Source organism: Micromonospora sp. NPDC049257, from assembly GCF_040678915.1.
Classification (GTDB): Bacteria; Actinomycetota; Actinomycetes; order Mycobacteriales; family Micromonosporaceae; genus Micromonospora; species Micromonospora antibiotica.
Window position 1 is genome coordinate 39,631 of sequence record NZ_JBFAQU010000023.1, and the last position, 18,053, is coordinate 57,683.

The 18,053-nt window shown below is 74.0% G+C and carries 16 protein-coding genes; 5 read left to right on the plus strand and 11 right to left on the minus strand.

Going from position 1 to position 18,053, the window contains the following annotated elements; genetic code table 11:
• Window positions 1–156: 156 nt before the first annotated feature.
• The 9 genes from AB0K25_RS25540 to AB0K25_RS25580 form a co-directional block, all read right to left on the minus strand.
• Window positions 157–810 carry a DUF305 domain-containing protein gene (locus AB0K25_RS25540; protein ID WP_363823119.1) on the minus strand — a complete coding sequence of 218 codons (654 nt, stop codon included), beginning with the start codon at window positions 808–810 and terminating at the stop codon, window positions 157–159.
• Between the two features lie 35 nt (window positions 811–845).
• Complete coding sequence (locus AB0K25_RS25545; protein WP_363823121.1) at window positions 846–1,601, minus strand: lytic polysaccharide monooxygenase; 756 nt, start codon at window positions 1,599–1,601, stop codon at window positions 846–848.
• A gap of 186 nt (window positions 1,602–1,787) precedes the next feature.
• The gene (locus AB0K25_RS25550) at window positions 1,788–4,814 is read right to left on the minus strand and encodes a M48 family metalloprotease (RefSeq protein WP_363823123.1); all 3,027 of its coding nucleotides are present in this window, start codon (window positions 4,812–4,814) and stop codon (window positions 1,788–1,790) included.
• The gene (locus AB0K25_RS25555) at window positions 4,811–5,392 is read right to left on the minus strand and encodes a hypothetical protein (RefSeq protein ID WP_219461932.1); all 582 of its coding nucleotides are present in this window, start codon (window positions 5,390–5,392) and stop codon (window positions 4,811–4,813) included. The genes AB0K25_RS25550 and AB0K25_RS25555 overlap by 4 nt, the downstream gene beginning before the upstream one ends.
• 155 nt (window positions 5,393–5,547) lie before the next feature.
• Entirely contained in the window at window positions 5,548–6,540 is a 993-nt protein-coding gene (locus tag AB0K25_RS25560) for a zinc-binding dehydrogenase (protein WP_363823126.1), read from the minus strand.
• Entirely contained in the window at window positions 6,540–6,902 is a 363-nt protein-coding gene (locus tag AB0K25_RS25565) for a hypothetical protein (RefSeq protein WP_208565987.1), read from the minus strand. The genes AB0K25_RS25560 and AB0K25_RS25565 overlap by 1 nt, the downstream gene beginning before the upstream one ends.
• Complete coding sequence (locus AB0K25_RS25570) at window positions 6,899–7,762, minus strand: extradiol ring-cleavage dioxygenase (RefSeq protein WP_145920058.1); 864 nt, start codon at window positions 7,760–7,762, stop codon at window positions 6,899–6,901. Before AB0K25_RS25570 ends, AB0K25_RS25565 begins: the two co-directional genes overlap by 4 nt.
• Window positions 7,763–7,794: 32 nt before the next feature.
• Complete coding sequence (locus tag AB0K25_RS25575; protein ID WP_219461930.1) at window positions 7,795–8,592, minus strand: citryl-CoA lyase; 798 nt, start codon at window positions 8,590–8,592, stop codon at window positions 7,795–7,797.
• On the minus strand, window positions 8,574–9,734 hold the full coding sequence (locus tag AB0K25_RS25580; protein WP_219461928.1) for a CoA transferase: 1,161 nt from the start codon (window positions 9,732–9,734) through the stop codon (window positions 8,574–8,576). The genes AB0K25_RS25575 and AB0K25_RS25580 overlap by 19 nt, the downstream gene beginning before the upstream one ends.
• Before the next feature lie 249 nt (window positions 9,735–9,983).
• Between AB0K25_RS25580 and AB0K25_RS25585 the strand changes: the two genes are divergently transcribed.
• On the plus strand, window positions 9,984–11,444 hold the full coding sequence (locus AB0K25_RS25585; RefSeq protein WP_219461925.1) for an amidohydrolase family protein: 1,461 nt from the start codon (window positions 9,984–9,986) through the stop codon (window positions 11,442–11,444).
• 61 nt (window positions 11,445–11,505) lie between these two features.
• Window positions 11,506–12,324, plus strand: coding sequence for an IclR family transcriptional regulator C-terminal domain-containing protein (locus AB0K25_RS25590; RefSeq protein ID WP_208565991.1), 819 nt, complete (start codon window positions 11,506–11,508; stop codon window positions 12,322–12,324).
• On the opposite strand, the gene AB0K25_RS25595 is transcribed toward AB0K25_RS25590, so the two are convergent.
• Window positions 12,255–12,953: a TetR/AcrR family transcriptional regulator gene (locus AB0K25_RS25595; protein WP_357533484.1), complete on the minus strand. Its 699-nt coding sequence runs from the start codon at window positions 12,951–12,953 to the stop codon at window positions 12,255–12,257. The genes AB0K25_RS25590 and AB0K25_RS25595 overlap by 70 nt on opposite strands.
• Window positions 12,954–13,144: 191 nt before the next feature.
• On the opposite strand from AB0K25_RS25595, the gene AB0K25_RS25600 reads away from it, so the two are divergent.
• Together AB0K25_RS25600 and AB0K25_RS25605 are read left to right on the plus strand one after the other, a co-directional pair.
• Entirely contained in the window at window positions 13,145–14,311 is a 1,167-nt protein-coding gene (locus tag AB0K25_RS25600) for an acyl-CoA dehydrogenase family protein (protein WP_363823132.1), read from the plus strand.
• On the plus strand, window positions 14,301–15,440 hold the full coding sequence (locus AB0K25_RS25605) for a CaiB/BaiF CoA-transferase family protein (RefSeq protein WP_357533486.1): 1,140 nt from the start codon (window positions 14,301–14,303) through the stop codon (window positions 15,438–15,440). The genes AB0K25_RS25600 and AB0K25_RS25605 overlap by 11 nt, the downstream gene beginning before the upstream one ends.
• Before the next feature lie 16 nt (window positions 15,441–15,456).
• Here AB0K25_RS25605 and AB0K25_RS25610 read toward each other — a convergent pair whose 3' ends face one another.
• Window positions 15,457–16,104: a DUF2238 domain-containing protein gene (locus AB0K25_RS25610; RefSeq protein WP_219461912.1), complete on the minus strand. Its 648-nt coding sequence runs from the start codon at window positions 16,102–16,104 to the stop codon at window positions 15,457–15,459.
• A gap of 259 nt (window positions 16,105–16,363) precedes the next feature.
• Between AB0K25_RS25610 and AB0K25_RS25615 the strand changes: the two genes are divergently transcribed.
• Window positions 16,364–17,974 (plus strand): RICIN domain-containing protein, encoded by a 1,611-nt coding sequence (locus AB0K25_RS25615; RefSeq protein WP_219461909.1) that lies wholly within the window; start codon window positions 16,364–16,366, stop codon window positions 17,972–17,974.
• Window positions 17,975–18,053 lie beyond the last annotated feature (79 nt).

Below are 18,053 nucleotides of genomic sequence, written 5' to 3' on the forward strand. Positions count from 1 at the left end.
ACGAGGAACATCGATTCCGTCGGGGTGGCCGAACGACTCCCACCCGCTGACCGTACGGGTGGTTATTTCAGCCGCTTGCGCTATGGCTCCGGCACCCCACCGTACTGCTGACGTCGGCTGGTGGGGCCGGTCGTCCGCCGACAGCTGCCCGCCCGGTCAGGGCGCGACCCGGGCCACCGGCAGCTCGGTGAGCAGCCGGACCTGCGCGGTACGGGACTCGTCGATGCGCCGGGCCAGGTCGCGCACGATCGGGGAGACCGCCGACGCCCGGTGGGCCCGGGCCAGCACGGCCGCCTGCCGTTGCTGCACCACCAGCACCGCCACCAGGGCGGCGTCGTACCCGGTGACGGGGGTGTCCCGCAGCCGGGACACCGGGTCGGGTGCGCCGCCCGGGGCGGGATGCTCGTGCCGGTGCCCGCCGGGCTCCGCCCCGGCGGCGCGCAGCCACTCGCGGGCCTGGGCGACCTCGTCGGTCTCGGTCGCGTCTATGGCGGCGACCAGGGTACGCAGTCGCGGGTGGCGGATCCGCTGCGGCGCGACCCGGACGATGACCAGGGTGCGCTCCTGGTGGGCCGTCATGGTGTGCAGGAACACCAGGTCGGATCCGCCGATCACGGGCGGCGGGCCGGACCCGCTCGACGGGGGCGGCCCCGGGGTGGCCGGGGACACGGCGGGCGCGCACCCGGTGAGCAGCACGACCGCGCCGACCACCACACCCAGTCGGCGCAGGCCGGGACGGCGGCGGTCGGACCGGGTGCGGTCGATGGTGGACGGTGGCGCTCCGCCATCCGCCTGCCGGGGTACGGGCACGGCCCGGATTCGGTGGACGGGCACGGCGACGCCGGTCAGACCCGGGTCCACAGGGCGGGCACGTACGGCGGCTCCCAGCCCGGGAGCGCGGTGTGCGCCTGCCGGCACCGGTAGCTCGCCCCCTGGTAGGTGACGAGGTCGCCGACCTGGTAGCTGCGGCCGGCCGTCCAGGTGCCGCCGGCGGTCGGCGAGGGCCCGGGAGTGGTCGGGGGCGGGGTGACCGTACGGGTGGGGGTGGAGGTGGGAGTCGGGGTACGGGTCGGGGTGGGGGTCGGGCCACCGCCGCCGAGTTGCACGTCCACACAGGAGTAGAAGGCGTTGGCGGTGTCGGCGATGTTCCAGACGGCGAGGATCTTCTGCCGGCCGGTGAGGCCGCCCAGGTTGACGGTGTGCGAGACGGTGGCCTCGGGTTGCCGGCCGCCGCCGTCGACGACACCGACCCGGGTGTCGCCGACGAAGTACTCCCAGTTGCTGGTGGCGTGCCGGGCGGTGTTCACCCAGGTGAAGGTGAGTGTGCTGCCGACCGGGGTGGCCGGCCAGCCCCGGTTGTCGTCGTCGAGGACGGCGAACCCGGTGATCCCGGCGCTGCAACTGCGCAGCCCCTTGCGGCCCTCGACGCTCTGCGGCTCGTACCGGATCTGACCGCAGTCGGGCACTTTCCCCTGGGCGCAGAGGGCCTGGCGGCTGGGCGGGGCGGAGACGTAGCCGTGGGCCTGGGCGGGCGCGGCGAGACCCAGGGAGGTGACGACGGCACCCGTCGCCAGCAGGGGGACGGTGACGGTTCGACGCATGGGGACCCTCCTCGGGGCGGGACGTGCGGTCGACGGCGGGCGCCGGACGGCCCTACGACGCGCCGCTCGGATCGAACCCGGTGACTGCCCCACGGTAATTTAAAGTTTGTTAACAGTAAAGTGGCAGACGGTTCCGCGTCGGGCGGGACGCCGTCCGATCGGCCGCCCGGTGTGGGTCGTGGACGGTCAGGGCGGACCGAGTGCACCGACCACGGTGGTCACCACAGCGGTGAGCAGCCGCTCGTCCAACGGCTGTGCCGTCACGACCATGGACACGGCGACCAGGTTGTGTCCCACCCGCACCAGGACGAATGCCGTCGCACCGGTGATCCGGCTCCGCCCGCTACCGACGGCCAGCGCATAGTCGACCCGCCAGGACTGCTCACCCAGGGCCGGGGCGGGGCGGCCCCCGACGGTGAACCGCACGCCACCGCTGACGAACCGCCGACAGGCGGCCCGGGCGGTCTCGGCGGCGGCGAACACGCCCCCGCCCACCGGCCCGACGTACGAGGTGACACCGACCTCCACCGTGGTCGAGGCGATGCCGAGTCTGCCGCGTGGGGTGGCGTACCGCGCCGCCGCCCGGGCCCGTTCCCCCGGTCTGAGCCGGTCGAGGTAGCTGTCGCGGGCCAGCGGGACACACTCGGTAGGCTCGATCCGATCGTTGCCGGCGGCGGTGACCGGTCGGGACTCCCAGGACGTCGGTAGCGCCGACCGGACGGCATCGACGGCGACCCGCGCCTCGGCAGCGGTGAGACGTCGCCCGGCAGCGGGCGGCGGGTCGGCAGCGGACGTCGGGGCGGGGACCACCCGTGCCGACGGGGTCGTCGCGTCAGGGGCTGCGCGGGAGGCGGACGAGGTGCCGGCCGTCGGCACCGGGACCCGGACGCCGGGCACCCCCGGCCCGAGCACCAGCACGGTCACCGTCAGCACGATCGACACCGCCGTCGGCAGCACCAGCCGGGTCGGCAGCACCAGCCGGCGGGGTACGGCCCGGGGCAGCAGCAGCACCGGCACGACGAGGGCCGCCAGATACAGCAGCCAGACCAGCGGGTTGCCCACGGTCAGCCGCAACGCCGACCCGTCGGCGGACCGCCCGGCCAGGACCGCGTCCAGGTACTGCACCAGCGCCGACCCGAGGGTCGCCGCGGTCGCGGCGAGCAACGCCCCACCGAGCCGGTCCGCGACCCCGCCCCGACGGCCCGGGGCGGGTGAATGACCGGCCCCGGGATCCGACGGGGACGCGGGACCGGGGTGGCTCGTCGGACCGGGGTCGGACCCGGCTGCGGTGATCACCAGGACGACGACGCCGACGAGCCCGGTGAGCAGCCCACGGGCCTGTGCGTCGCCGACCGCCTCGTCGAGGGTGCCCGGCGGGGCGAACCGCAGCTGCCCGACCGCACCACCGGCGCCGACCAGCACGGCCACCGCGACCACCCGGACCCGGGTCGAGTCGACCATCCGGCGGGCCAGGGAGCCGCCGTGGTGCCGGTCGGCGCGTCGGGCGGTCACCAGGAAGCGCACGCCCAGCAGTACCGGCAGCCCGAGGGCGAGCAGCAGCCAACCGGTGTCGGGCAGGTCGTAGGCCAGCCAGATCCGCACCAGATCCGGGTCGGACCAGAGCGGTGGCAGCCCCGGCACCGGCCAGAGCACCGCGACCGTCACCGCGAGGGCGGTGGCGTACCCGGCGTACCGCCAACTGCCGGCGCGAGGTCGGGTCAGGTCGGCCAGCGCCGACGCGACGAGCACGCAGAGCGCCACCGCGCCCGCGCCGAGCACGCCGGTCACCGCGGCGAAGACCAGACCGGCGACCGCCCCTTCGGCGAGGAAGAGTCCCGCGCTGCCGGGCAGTGGCAGCACGGCGACGACCAGGGTCGCGCCGAACAGACCCAGGCCCGTACCGGCGACCGGGCGCCACCAGCCGGGCGCGGTCGCGGACCGGTGGGCGGTGGTCGCCCGCCGCAGCAGCGACGGAAACAGCCCGCCGACGAGCAGCACGGCGGCGACCCAGACGTCGACCAGCCGGGGCAGCCAGCCCAGCGCCGGGTAGTGCGCGTTCGCGACGAGTTCGTGGACGGCGGCCATGCTCACCACCGTCACCGCGCCGACCGCCACCCCCTGGGTGACCTCACCGCCGCGCCGGTCCGACGACTCCCGCAGCGACCTGATCCGTTGCTCAGGAGTCGGGTGCCGGGCGAACACCGTCCGCAGCGCTGCCCGCGCCGGCCCGCCGCGCGCCCGTCCGCCGCCGTCGGCGCGCAGCAGGGCGGTCAGTGCCCCGGCCTGGTCGTCCCGGGCCGCCTGCCGGTCCGCCGCCCGTTCACGCGCCCGCAGCAACGCCGCCGACAGCACCGCGACCAGGGTGGCCAGCAGCCCGGCCCGCAGGAACGCCCCGGCGACGGTCCGGTTCGGTCCGAACACGCCGACCTCCAGCAGCCCACCGACGGCGACGGCCGGCAGGGGCAACCAGACCAGGGCGCGGACGGCGGCCACCCACACCACGTCCCGGGCCCGGACGTGGGCCAGCTCGTGGCGCACCACCGGGTCGAACCGTCGCGGGTCCCGGTGGGCCAGGGCGAGCCCGACCGGGAGGACGACGATCGGCCGTCGACCGACGATCCCCACGGTGAACGCCTGCCGCACCGGTGGACCGGCGATCAGCAGGCGCGGTCGATCCCGGCCGGTCAGTCCCTCGGCGGCGCAGAGCACCGCGAACCGCTGCGCCGCCGCGCCGACGGTGAAACGCCGGTGCCGACGTAGCCGCCACAGGTCGACCGCCGGCACCGCCACCAGCAGCACCGCCGCGCAGCCCAGCACGACGGCGACCGCGACGAGCAGCACCAGGGCCCGCTGTCGGGTCGGCTCGGCCAGGCAGTCGGTGAACCCGGGTGGCACCGGGTCGACGGTGGTCGCCCCGAACGCCCGCTCGCAGGCGTCGAACGCCACCGCCCAGGGCAGGCTGAGCGACCGGTCGGCGAGGAAGTACAGGTCTCCCGCACCGACGCCCACCGCGCCGAGCGCCGCCACCACGAGCAGGTACCACCAGCCCAGCCGGTCCGGTGCGGGACCGGATCGCGCGCCGACCGCCCCGACGGGTTGCCGAGGGCCGGGCCCACCGGCGCTCGACGCCGAGGCGGGCCCACCGGCGGGACGGGTGGCGCCCGGTCCGGCCGCGTCGACCGGACCGGGCGGACCGGTGGCGGGTCCGGTCACCGGTCGTCCGGGGTGACCGTCGCGCCGATCGTGGCATCGGCGAGCAGGTCGGCCGCCTCCGGAGGCAGGCCCAGCGCGAGCGCGTGCCGCCGGCAGGCCGCCCGCAGCAGGACCGCCTGCTCGGCGGTCAGCTCCAGCCGGTCCTGCTGTGCCGGTGTGCCGGGAAGCGGGGCGGCGGACGCGCAGACGGCCGGTCGAGGGTCGGCCGACGTGCCGTCCCGGTCCCCGGCCGGCGGGGTCGACGACGGTTCGGTTCCCGGGGACGGTTCGGACGGGCGACGGCGGCGACGCCAGCCGGCCAGGATCCCGGTGCCGATCCCGGTCGCACCCAGGACGAGCACCTCGCTGGTGGCGGCGGCGACCGCCTGCAGGAACAGCTCGCCGACCAGTGACGTGTCGATGCCGAAGCCGACGGCGCTGCCCGGTGCCCCCGACGTCCGGGCGGGTCGCCCGGTGCCGGCCCGCCAGTCGGCGGCGACCGCGTCGAAGACCTCCAGCTCCTCCGGGGCGTAGCGGGTGACGGCCGTACGGGCGGCATCGACGACGAGGACGGCGACCCGCGGTGATAGCTCGAGCACCGCCTCATCCTCGCGCCGGCAGGCAACCCGGCGGCAGCGGCGGTCGGGAATCGGTCAGCCGACCTGCTCCCGCCCGCAGACGACGGCATCGCCGGTCGGCCGGATGGAAGCCGACCGGCCGACGCTGTCGCCGACGGGCTGCACGGAGCGGACGGTCAGCCCGGGGGCACCAGCACGAACCGGCCGGCGGTGGTGCCGGCGCGCTGGTCGGCCCAGGCCTGCGCCGCCTCGGCCAGCGGCCGTACCTGGTGGGTGACGGTCAACCGACCGGCGGCGGCGTGCCCGGCGACCAGGGTGATCGCCGTGGCGCGTTCGGCGGCGGTCAGCTCGTTGTTGGTGTAGCCCAGGATCCGCAACGACCCGCCGCGCAGGGTCGCCGAGTCGATCGTCGCGGTCGGTGCGGCCGAGCCGCCGAGGTTGACCAGCCGGCCGCCCGGGGCCAGGGCGCGCAGGGCCGCCGCGGCGGGCACCCCGAACAGGGGGTCCAGCACCAGGTCCACCGGGCCGGCGGCGGCCTGCCGGAACCGCCGGGCGAGGGTCTCCGGATCGTCGGTGTCGGCGAGCCGGACCACCGCGTCCGCGCCGCAGCGGCGGGCGGAGTAGACGGCGGCGTCGGACCGGCAGGCCGCGACCACCCGGCCCGCCCCGGCGAGCCGGGCGAGTTGCACCGCGGCCTGACCGACCGTGCCACCGGCGGCCAGCACCAGCACCACCTCCCCGGGGCGCAGGCCGCCCCGCAGGGTCAACGCCGCCCAGGCGGCGACCGCCGAGAGCCCGAGGGCAGCCACCAGGCAGTGGTCGGCGTCGTCCGGCAGCACGACCGGGTCGGCGGCGGGGACCACCGCGTACCCGGCCAGGCTGCCGTCACCGGGGGCCAGTCCCGCCCGGGTCGGGAACCAGACCGGGGTGCCGTCGTCGAGGGTGCCCACGCCCTGCACCCCGGGGACGTACGGCAGCGCCGGGGCGCCCAGGTAGGAGGTGCCCGAGGCGCAGAGCAGGTCCAGCGGGGTCAGCGGGGCGGCGGTGACCCGTACCCGCACCTCACCCTCGGCCGGCACCGGGCGGGGGCGGGTGACCACCTCGGGTGGCTCGCCGTGACCGGTGACGACGACGGCGGGCATCGACGCGGCGTCGGGTCCGGCGGTCATCAGGTGGCGATGTCCGGGTAGGGCAGCGAGAAGTGGGCCAACCGCAGGCCGTACTGCTTCTGGTAGGCCATCGGCTCGTCGTGGTCCCGCTCGAACATGGCGATGAACAGGGTCAACGTCAGGAACGGGTGGGCGCCGAGAGCGAAGAGCCGGACGTGGTCGTGGCTGGCCAACGCGTCGCGTTCCTCGTCGGTGAACCGCAGCCAGGTGCTCGCCTCACCGGTGGTGCAGTTCAGCACGGCATTGGCGCGTTCGGCCTCCCACCAGGCCACCGTGGCGTGCGGGTCGGTGCGGTAGCGCTCGACCAGCTCCGGATCGCGGTCGACGGTGTAGAGGAACTTGTCGACCAGGTAGCGGCTCATGCCGGCGCTCCGTTCGGATACCAGGTGAAGTACGCCTCCATGGTGTGGAACAGGTCCAGGGTGTCCACGTGGTCGGCCTTGGCGCCCGCGCCGGCCACCCCCATCATCAGCATGAAGTCCATGAAGCCGTGGGTGGCGTTGCCGGGGGCGTGCAGGCTGTCCAGGGTCACCTCGGACAGGCAGCCGTCGAGGTCGCCGTTGGCGATCCACTCCACCGCCCGGCGGTCGAACTCCGGGTCCGGGCCCTGCGGGCCGAACTGGCGGGGCCCGCCCAGCTCCAACGACAGGTGGCCGGTGCCGATGACGGCCACCCGCAGGTGGCTCGGCCAGCTCTCGACGATCTCCCGGATGGCCGCGCCGAGCTGCACGAACCGTTTCGGCTGCGGCAGCGGCGGGGCGAAGATGTTGGTGTAGATCGGCACGATCGGCAGGTCCGCCTCGGGCCGCAGCGTGATGATCGGGCAGGTGATGCTGTGGTCGATGCGCAGCTCGTTGCTGAATGCCAGGTCGAAACCGGCGTCCAGGCCGGCCCGCAGCACGTGGGCCGACAGGTCCTCCTGGCCGCGCAGCAGCATCCGGGGCAGCCCGAACTCGCGTTCCTCGTTGTACCAGTTGGCGTCGTAGAACGGGGCCTTGCCGACCAGGAACTGCGGCATGTTGTCCAGCCAGAGCTGGTGGAAGTGGTCCGAGCCGACCATCACCAGCACGTCCGGCCTGGCCCGGGTGAGGGTCTCCCGGAACGCGAGGATCTTGCGGGCCCACTCGTCGGCGAACGGGGGCCGGTCCTCGCCGGTGGCGGTGGTGGCGCGGTAGTAGAACGGGTGGTGGGTGGAGGCGATGACCGCGACGACCTGGGCCATGGCCGCTCCTCTCGCAGACGGTGGGGTGGGGATCAGTCGGCGTCGTCCGGCACGTACCGGGCGTTGCGGTCGACGGTGCGGTAGATGTCCATGCCGAGCGGGCGGCGGCGTTCCTCGGCGAGGTGGCCGAGCAGGCCGGCGGTGCGGGCCAGCAGCGCGAAGCCGCGCAGCAGGTCGATGGGCAGGCCGAGGTCGGCCAGGGCCGCGCCACACACCCCCGCGCCGTTGAGCGGCAGGGTGCGGCCGAGTACCTGCGGGTGGACCCGGCCGATCGCCTCGAACAGCCGCAGGTGCGGCCCGCGCAGCCCCTCCTGCTCGGCGATCGCGATCAGCACCGGGGTGCGCGGGTCGGTCTCCTTGTGCACCGGGTGGCCGAGCCCCGGCACCAGGCGCTTGGCGGCGCGGGCGGCGCGGACCGCGTCCAGGGCGACGGCGTCCCAGCCGGCGTCGTCGGTGGGTGGCTCGGTGAGACCGGCGAGGGTGTCGGCGAGGAACCGGCCGCAGTCTTCGGTGACGCCGAGGAAGCGGGAGCCGCCGCCGAGCAGGCCGGCGGCGATCGCGCCCTGCAACGCCTCCGGCGCGCTGAGGTACGTCAGCCGGGCGGCGATCGCGGTGGGGGTGAAGCCGTGGTCGGCCAGGGCCACCAGGACGGTCTCGAAGACGCGGACCTCGCCGGGGCCGGGGCGACGCCCGGCGACCAGCCAGAAGGCCAGTTCACCGAAGCCCACCCGACCCATCAGGTCACCGGCCAGGTCCTGACCGAGTAGCCGGATGGTGGTCGGGTCGGAGGTGCCGATCGAGGTCGGGAAGTCTAGCTGCCGGTCAGCCACGCGCGGATCTCCTCGCCGTGTTCGTCGAGCGCGGGCGGCGGGGTGCCGTACCGCGCGGGGGTGTCCGAAAGGGTGATCGGGTGCCGGATGCCGGGGACCGCGGCGGCGCCCTCGCCGACGGTGACCACCGGGTCCAGCCCGAGGCGTTCGGCGAACGCGACCCCGCCGTCGATGGTGTTGATCGGGGCGCAGGGCACCCCGGCGGCCATCAGGTCGGTGAACCACTCGTCGCGGGTGCGCCGGCGCAGCCGCTCGACCAGCAGCGGACGTAGTTCCTCCCGGTTGGCGGTGCGGTCCTGGTTGCGGGTGAACCGGGGGTCGTCGACCAGTTCCGGCAGGTCGAGCACCTGGCAGAGCCGGCGGAACTGCCCGTCGTTGCCGGCGATCACGATCAGCTCGCCGTCGGCGACGGGCAACGGCTCGTACGGGAAGAGGCTGGGGTGGGCGTTGCCCATCCGGAAGGGCACCACTCCGCCCGCGACGTAGCCGCTGCTGTGGTTGACCAGCCCGGACAGCGCGGAGGAGAGCAGGTTGACCTCGACGTGCTGGCCGCGCCCCGAGTCGTGGCGGTGGTGCAGGGCGGCCAGGATGCCGATCGACGCGTGCAGCCCGGCCATCACGTCGAACACGGAGATGCCGGCCCGGTAGGGCGAGCCGTCCGGGTCGCCGGTGAGGCTCATCAGCCCGGAGATCGCCTGCACCATCAGGTCGTATCCGGGGTAGCCCGCGCCCGCGCCGGTGCCGAACCCGCTGATCGAGGCGTAGACCACCCGGGGGTTGCCGGCGGCCACGGTGTCGTAGTCGAGGGCGAAGCGGCGCAGCCCGCCGGGCTTGAAGTTCTCGATCAGGACGTCGGCCCGGGCGGCCAGCCGGTGGGCCACGGCCAGGTCGTCGGGGTCCTTCAGGTCAAGGGCGATGGACCGCTTGTTGCGGTTGATGCCCAGGTAGTAGGTGGAGACGTCGTCGCGGACCGGGGGCATCCACGTGCGGGTGTCGTCGCCGCCGGGCCCCTCCACCTTGATCACTTCGGCGCCGAGGTCGGCCAGCAGCATGGTGGCGTACGGCCCGGCGAGGATGCGGGAGAAGTCGGCCACCACGACGCCGTGCAGCGGGCCGGTCCGGCCCGGTGTCTCCTCCGCCATGATCCACCCTCTCGTTGACCGCTAGGCGGACGAGTGTCCGCTCGATCAGTTTCCCGATGACTCCATGAGACGTCAACACCTCGACTAAATTCTCGGGAAACTCCCAGGTCCACGCGTTAGAAAGCAACCGGAGACACGACGGTAACGTGCTCTTGACATGGCCGGTGACCGGGAACACACTGGCGAAACCCTGATCTGACCGTAGAGCGGACAAGCGTCCGCAGGCACCCCGGAACGGAAGTGGCGGCGATGAGTGCGAACGAGGGGCGGACACCGGCGGCAGGCCAGCCGGTGGTCTTCCGCAACGGCCTGGTGCTGACCATGGACGACACCCACACGGTGCTCCCCCGCGCCGACGTGCTGGTGATCGACGACCGGATCGCCGCCGTCGGCGCGGAACTGGCCGTGCCGGAGGGCACCTGGGAGATCGACGCGGCCGGCGGCATCGTCATGCCCGGCATGATCGACACCCACCGGCACATGTGGCAGACCGCGATGCGCGGCTACGGTGCCGACTGGACGCTGACCCAGTATTTCGTCTGGTACTACCTGGAGTCCGGCAAGCTGTTCCGCCCCGAGGACGTCTACGCCGGCAACCTGCTCGCCGCCATCGAAGCGGTCGACGCCGGCGTCACCACCACCGTGGACTGGTCACACGGCCTGCAGACCCCGCAGCACGCCGATGCCGCCGTCGACGCCCTGGAGGCGGTGCCGGGCCGGTTCGTGCTCGCCTACGGCAACCTGCAACAGGGTCCGTGGGAGTGGGCCACCACCCCCGAGTTCCGCGACTTCGTCACCCGCCGCATCCACGGCCGCGGCGACCGGCTCGGCTTCCAGATGGCCTTCGACGTCACCGGCGACCCGGCCTTCCCCGAGCGGGCCGCCTTCGAGGTGGCCCGGGACCTCGGGGTGCCGGTCACCACCCACGCCGGGGTGTGGGGGGCCACCAACGACGACGGCATCCGGCTGATGCACGAGCACGGGTTCATGACCGACTCGACGGTCTACGTGCACGCCGCCACCCTCAACCGCGACTCGTACCACCGGATCGCGGCAACCGGCGGCTCGGTCTCGGTGTCCACCGAGAGCGAGCAGAGCGCAGGCCAGGGCTACCCGCCCACCTGGCAGCTACGGCACCACGACATCCCGGTCTCGCTGTCCATGGACACGAGCGTCTGGTGGAGCGGGGACCTGTTCTCCGCGATGCGCGCCACGCTGAGCGCCGACCGGTCCCGGGAACACCTCGAGGCGCACGGTCGACAGGAGACCGTCACCCACTGCCACCTGCGCGCCGAGCAGGTGGTGGAGTGGGCCACCCGGGGCGGTGCCCGGGCCCTGGGCCTCGACCACCTCGTCGGCGCCCTCACCCCGGGCCGCAAGGCGGACGTGGTGCTGATCAAGAACGACAACTCCCCGGTGATGTTCCCGATCCTGCACCCCTACGGCCACGTGGTGTTCCAGGCCCAGCGCGGCGACGTGCACACCGTGCTGATCGACGGCCGGCTGGTCAAGCACGAGCACCGGCTGGTCGGCGTCGACCTCGCCGCCGCCCGCGCCGCCGTCGGACGCACCGTCGAACACCTCACCGACACCATGGGCGCCGACGCGTGGGAGAAGGGGATGAACCCGGACGTCCCCGAGACTGCGGTGCTGGACAACCCGTACACCTACACCCAGTGGGACGCCGGCTCGGCGCAGTGGAAACAATAGCCATCCGACGCGCCCGGCGGTGACCACCCGCCGGGCGCGGGGCAGCCAGCGAAGGGACTCCATGGGGCGCGAGGCCGGAACCGACTTCATCGAGGCGCTGGCGCGCGGCCTCGACGTGCTGCGCTGCTTCCGTCCGGGCCAGCCGACGATGACCCTCAGCGAGATCGCGGCGGTGACCGGGCTGGCCCGCCCCACCGTGCGGCGCATCCTGCTCACCCTGGAGGAGTTGGGCTACGTCCGCACCGCCGACCGGGGCTTCGCGCTCACCCCCCGGGTGCTGGAGCTGGGCGTGGCCTACGTCAACTCGTTGAGCATCTGGGACGTGGCCCGCCCGCACATGCGACAGCTGGTGACCGAGACCGACGAGTCGACGTCGCTGGCCCAGCTCGACGGCAGCGACATCGTCTACGTGTCCCGGGTCGCGGTGCCCAAGATCGTCACGCTCGCGGTGACCATCGGCACCCGGTTCCCGGCCGTGGCCACCTCGATGGGCAAGGTGCTGCTGGCCGCCCTCACCCCGGCGGAACTCACCGCCGTACTGGCCGTGCCCGGCCGTTCCGGCATCACCGCCCGCTGGCGGCCGGACCGCGACGAGCTGGACCGGGAGCTGCGTGAGGTGCGGGCACGCGGCTGGGCCCTGGCCGACCAGGACCTGGCCGCCGGCATCCGGTCGATCGCCACCGGGGTACGCGACGGCGACGGCCGGGTGGTGGCCGCGCTCAACGTCACGGTGCACGCCGCCGAGACCTCACTGGAACGGCTCACCGACGAGCACCTGCCCCGCCTGCTGCGCACCGCCGCCGGGATCAGTCAGGACTGGGCCCGGCTCGACACCGTGCCGATGGCGGTGCAACGGCCCGATCCGGCTCCACCCGCCTGAGAGGCCCCGGCCGGGCCGACGACCGCCGGATAGACCTGCTCCACGATGGTCAGCAGGGTGGCGGTCAGCAGCAGGTGCACCTGGTCACGGTCCAACGCGCCCCGCTGGAGCCACTCCCGGGCGGTCGCGGTGGCCAGCCCGCCGTACGCCCGGATCATGGCGCGCAGTTCGGCCCGGCGGACGGTCACGTCGGCCAACCCCACCGCCACCAGGACGCTGTCCGCCGCGACCTCCTCGGCCTCGGTGAGCACCCGGGCGACGTCGGCGTCGTGGCCCATCCCCCCGGCGGTCACCGCGGCCAGCCAGGAATCGCGGTGCCGGGACACCACGTCGAGGAACCAGGTGACGCTGGCGTCGACCCGGGTGCGCAGGTCACCGGCGGGCAGTCGCTCGACGGCCACCCCGGGCACGGTCACCATCACCCGGACGACCTCCAGGTAGAGCTGCTTCTTGGTGCCGAAGTAGTGGTTGATCAGGCCCCGGGCCACCCCGGCCTCGCGGGCGACGTCGGTGGTGGACACGTCGGCGTAGGGGCGCGCGCCGAACAGCCGCACCGCGCAGGCGAGGATCTGCCCGCGCCGGGCGTCGGGCTCCAGCCGCCGTCGCCGTGATTCCGTGTCAACGCTCACCCGCCGCACCCTATCGGCAGGTCGGCGCGACACACCCCGGGCCGACGACGGGTCCCGTCAGCCGGGCGGCGGCGGCTGCGCCGGTCTCCCCGACCCGGTGCGGCACCGGTCCGCTCGGGCAGACCGGGCGGGCCACCGGACGATGATCAGGAATTGTTGACACGCCGCCAACAGGGCGTGAGGGTGTATCCATGCCGACGCCTGGACTCCACGACTACTCCCCACCGTGGCGCGCGCCCGAGCACGACGACCTCGCCGACCTGGCCCGTGACTTCTTCACCCGGGAGGTGCTGCCGCACACCGAACGGCTGCTGGCGCAGGGCCACCCGGACCGCGACCACTACCGGCGTGCCGGCGAGCTGGGCCTGCTCGGCCTGTCCGTGCCCGAGGAGTACGGCGGCGGAGGCGGCGGTTTCACCCACGAGGCGGTCCTGCTGCACGAGCAGACGCACGTCGGGGAGAGCACCCTCGGCCTCGGCGTGCACAGCGGCATCGTCACCGGTTACCTGGTCGCCTACGGCAGTGCCGAACAGAAGCGCCGCTGGCTGCCCGGCCTGTGCCGCGGCGAACTGGTCGGGGCGATCGCGATGACCGAACCCGACGGCGGCTCCGACCTGCAGGCGATGCGGACCCGGGCCGTCCGCGACGGCGACGACTACCTGGTCACCGGGGCCAAGACGTTCATCAGCAACGGTGGCCTCGCGGACCTGCTCATCCTGGCCGTCAAGACCGACCCGACGCAACGGGCCGCCGGCATCTCCCTGCTGGTCTGCGAGGTCGCCGACGACCGGGCCGGGTTCCGGCGGGGCCGGCTGCTGTCCAAGATCGGGCTGCACGGCAACGACACCGCCGAGCTGTTCTTCGACGACCTGCGGGTGCCGACGACGCACCTGCTCGGCGGCGCCGAAGGGCTCGGCTTCGGCCAGATGATGCGGCAACTGCCCCAGGAACGCCTGGTCATCGGCATCGGGGCGGTCGCGGCGATGCAGCGGGCGGTGGAGCTGACCACCGCGTACGTCAAGGAACGCACCGCCTTCGGCAAACCGCTGATCGGCCACCAGAACACCCGGATGGTGCTGGCCGAGTGCGCCACCCGCACCCGGGTCAGCCGGGTCTTCCTCGACGACTGCATCGCCCGGCACGACCGGGGCGAGCTGGACGTGGCCACCGCGGCGATGGCGAAGGCCTGGCTCACCGAGGGGCAGTGCGAGGTCGTCGACCGTTGCCTGCAACTGTTCGGCGGCTACGGCTACACCACCGAGTACCCGATCGCCCGGATGTACGCCGACGCCCGGGTGCAGAAGATCTACGGCGGCACCAACGAGATCATGAAGGAGCTGATCGCCCGTGCCCTCTGACCGCCGGCCCGACGCCACCGGGCCGCTGGCCGGGGTGCGGGTGGTGGAGCTGGCGAGCCTGGCCCCGGCCCCGTTCGGCTGCATGGTGCTGGCCGACCTCGGCGCGGACGTGGTGCGCGTCGACCGGCCCGGCGGCCCCGCCCCGGGACGACTGGCCGCCCCGACGACCGGGCCGCTGCACCGGGGCCGCCGGGTCACCACCCTGGACCTGAAGACCCCCGCCGGGGTGGCCGACCTGCTGCGCCTGGTCGAACGGGCCGACGTGCTGGTCGAGGCGTACCGGCCGGGGGTGGCCGAGCGGCTCGGTTTCGGGCCCCGGACCTGCCGGGACCGCAACCCCCGCCTGGTGTACGCCCGGTTGACCGGCTGGGGTCAGGACGGTCCGCTGGCCGCCCGCGCCGGGCACGACATCGACTACATCGCGCTGTCCGGCGCGCTGGAACCGCTGGGCCGCCCCGGAGAACGCCCGCACGCCCCGCTGAACCTGCTGGGCGACTTCGCCGGGGGCGGGATGCTGCTCGCCACCGGCGTGCTGGCCGCGCTGCTGGAACGGGAACGCTCCGGCCTCGGGCAGGTGGTCGACGCCGCGATGGTCGACGGGTCGGCGCTGCTCACCGCGTTCCTGCACGGGATGCTCGGCGACGGTCGGTGGTCCGCGCCCCGCGGTGCCAACCTGCTCGACGGCGGCGCCCCGTTCTACGACACCTACCGCACCGCCGACGACCGGTTCGTGGCGGTGGGCGCGTTGGAGCCGGCGTTCTACGCCGCGCTGCTGACCGGGCTGGGCCTGGCCGACGACCCGACGCTGCCCGCCCAGCACGACCCGGACGGCTGGCCGGAGCTGCGCCGCCGGTTCACCGCCCGGTTCGCCGAACGCACCCGCGACGAGTGGACGGCGGTCTTCGCCGACCTCGACGCCTGTGTCGCGCCGGTGCTCGCCCCCACCGAGGCGCACCGCCATCCGCACAACGCCGCCCGGGGCACCTTCGTCGCGGTGGGCGGCGAGGTGCAGCCGGCACCGGCACCCCGGTTCGCCCGGACGCCCGCCGCTGCGCCGCGACCGGCACCGGACCCGGCGGACCCGCTGGACGTCGCCACCGTCCTCGACGACTGGGCCGACCGGCCGTGACCTGCCGCCCGGCCGGTCAGCCCACCGCGACGGCAGGAGCCGGGCGGGCGGGCGTCGCGGCCGGCAGCTGACGGTCGTGCCACCGGCTGAGCAGGGTCAGCGAGGTGACCGCCCCGACCAGCGCGAGGAACATGTCCCACTGGGTGTCCCAGACGTCGCCCTGGGTGCCGAGGAAGTCGGCGGCGGCGGAGCCACCGGCCACCGAGGACCACCACTCGATCATCTCGAAGAAGGCGCTGAAGGCCAGGCAGGCACAGACCACCAGCGGGGCGAGCCAGCGGCTGCCCCGCAACGGGGACCGGCGGACGAGGATCTCGCGGACCAGGATCGCCGGGACGAAGCCCTGCACGAAGTGCCCGAGCCGGTCGTACGGGTTGCGGGAGAGGTCGAGCGCGTCGCGTACCCAGTCGCCCAACGGGACCCGTGCGTAGGTCCAGTGCCCGCCCACAATGAGGATCAGCGCGTGCGCCGCCAGCAGGCAGCACAGCAGGGTGGTCAACGGGAACCGCCGCCACACCAGTAGCACCACCGGCACCCCGACGATCACCCAGACCGTCTCCAGCAGCCAGGTGAGCCGGTCGTAAGGGTGCAGGCCGGACAGCAGCAGCGCCACGACGACGAGGCCCAGCAGCACGGGCGGGACGAGCGTACGGGCCCGGGTCACGGCGACCACCTGTCCGGAGACGAGCGGGCGGCCCGGTCGCCGCCCGGCCGCTGACGATAACAGCGCCCCGCACCGCACCGGCACCGGTGGGCCGGTCGGCACGACGGCCGCACGGGTGCCCCCGTTCGGCCGACGGGACGGTGTCCTGGCCTGCCCGGATCGGCACTGATCGGCGGGCAATTGCCCGAATCCACCTCTGTCGATACGGTACAGCCGGAGGCCGCCCGTCCCGGCACCGCACCCCCGCAGAAGGAGCCCCATGCCACCCGTCACCCCCACCCGGAGATCCCGCCCCCGGCGACCCGGCCTGCTGGCCGTCACCGTCCTCGCCCTGGTCGCCACCGCCACCACCGTCGCCCCACCGGCCGCCTCGGCGGCCACCGTCGACCCCGGCGCGGACTACGTGCTCGTCAACCGCAACAGTGGCAAGGCGATGGACCTGTACGACTGGGCCACCGCCGACGGCGCACCGGTCAAGCAGTACACCCGCAACGACCTCGCCGTGCAGCGGTGGCGCTTCGTCGACGTCGGCAGCGGCTACCACCAGATCCGCTCGGCGCACAGCGGCAAGGTCCTCGAACTGCCCAACGCCCTCGACGGCACCGCCCTGGTGCAGAACCCGGCCGCCAGCGGCAACACCCGGCAGCACTTCCGGCTCGTCGACTCCACGGGCGGTTACGTCCGGCTGCTCAACCGGCACTCCGGCAAGGCCCTCGACGTGTGGGAACGGTCCACCGCCGACGGGGCGACCATCTCCCAGTACCAGGACCTCGACGGGGCCAACCAGCAGTGGCAGCTCGTCCGGCCGGGCGGCACGGCCGACTGCGGCAGCGGCGCGTTCCAGGCCGAGGCGGTGCTGGCCGGCGGCACCTGGACCGTCCGCAACGGTGGCACGACCGTGCACACCGGCACCGACCTGCGGGCCGCCGTGCAGGCCGCGGTGAACAGCCTCACCGCCGGGCGGACCAGCAAACAGCGGGTGGTGGTGCGCGGCTCGGGCACGATGAGCGCCAACTCCCGCATCTCGCTGCCCAGCTACACCACCCTCGACGTGTGCGGGACGATCAACGTCACCGGCACCGGCTCGGGGGACCAGGCCCCCGTCTACTCCCGGGGCACCACCCAGGTCGAGGTGCAGCACCTCACCCTCACCGGCACCCCGCTCTACGGGGTCTTCCTGCGCAACGTCACCAACGTCGTGCTGGGGCAGCTCGACATGCGGCTCTCCGCCGGCCTCGGCGTCCGCGTCGACAACCGGGGCGACACCAGCCAGTGGACCCGCAACGTGCGCATCGACAACGTGTACGTCTCGGGCGCCAGCTCGCACGCCGTGGAGACGTACGGGGTGGACGGGCTGACCGTGGGCACCGTCACCGCCCGCAACGTCGGCGAGTCCGGCCTGCTGCTCAACCAGACCATCAACGCCACCGTGTCCACCGTGGACGCCGAGAACGCCGGCACCGGCACCGGGTACGCCGCGTTCCGGATGGCCAACCGCAACGGCCGCATCGGCGACAGCTACCCGACCAACATCCGGGTCGGCACCGTCCGGGCCCGGGGCGGCGGCCGGGGCGTCTTCTGCGTCTCCGAGTCCGGCGGGGCGACGATCGACCGGGTCGACATCGCCAACACCGGCAACAACGCCGTGTTGATCGAGAACTGCTACGGGGTGAGCCTGGCCACCAACGGCGGAACCATCAGCGGCGGCGGCGAGGTGCGGCTGGCCGAACGCACCGAGTTCCCCGGCAACCGGGACCTCACCCTGCGCAACTTCACCCTGGTCAACAACCGGATCGTGGAGAACCCCTGCGCCGACAACCTGACCATCAGCAACATCACCCTGACCAACTCGACCATCGTCCGCTGCTGACCCGACCCGCCGACGACCGCGCGGCCCCACCGCCGGCGGTGGGGCCACCGCACCATCCCCCCGGGCCACCGCAGCATCC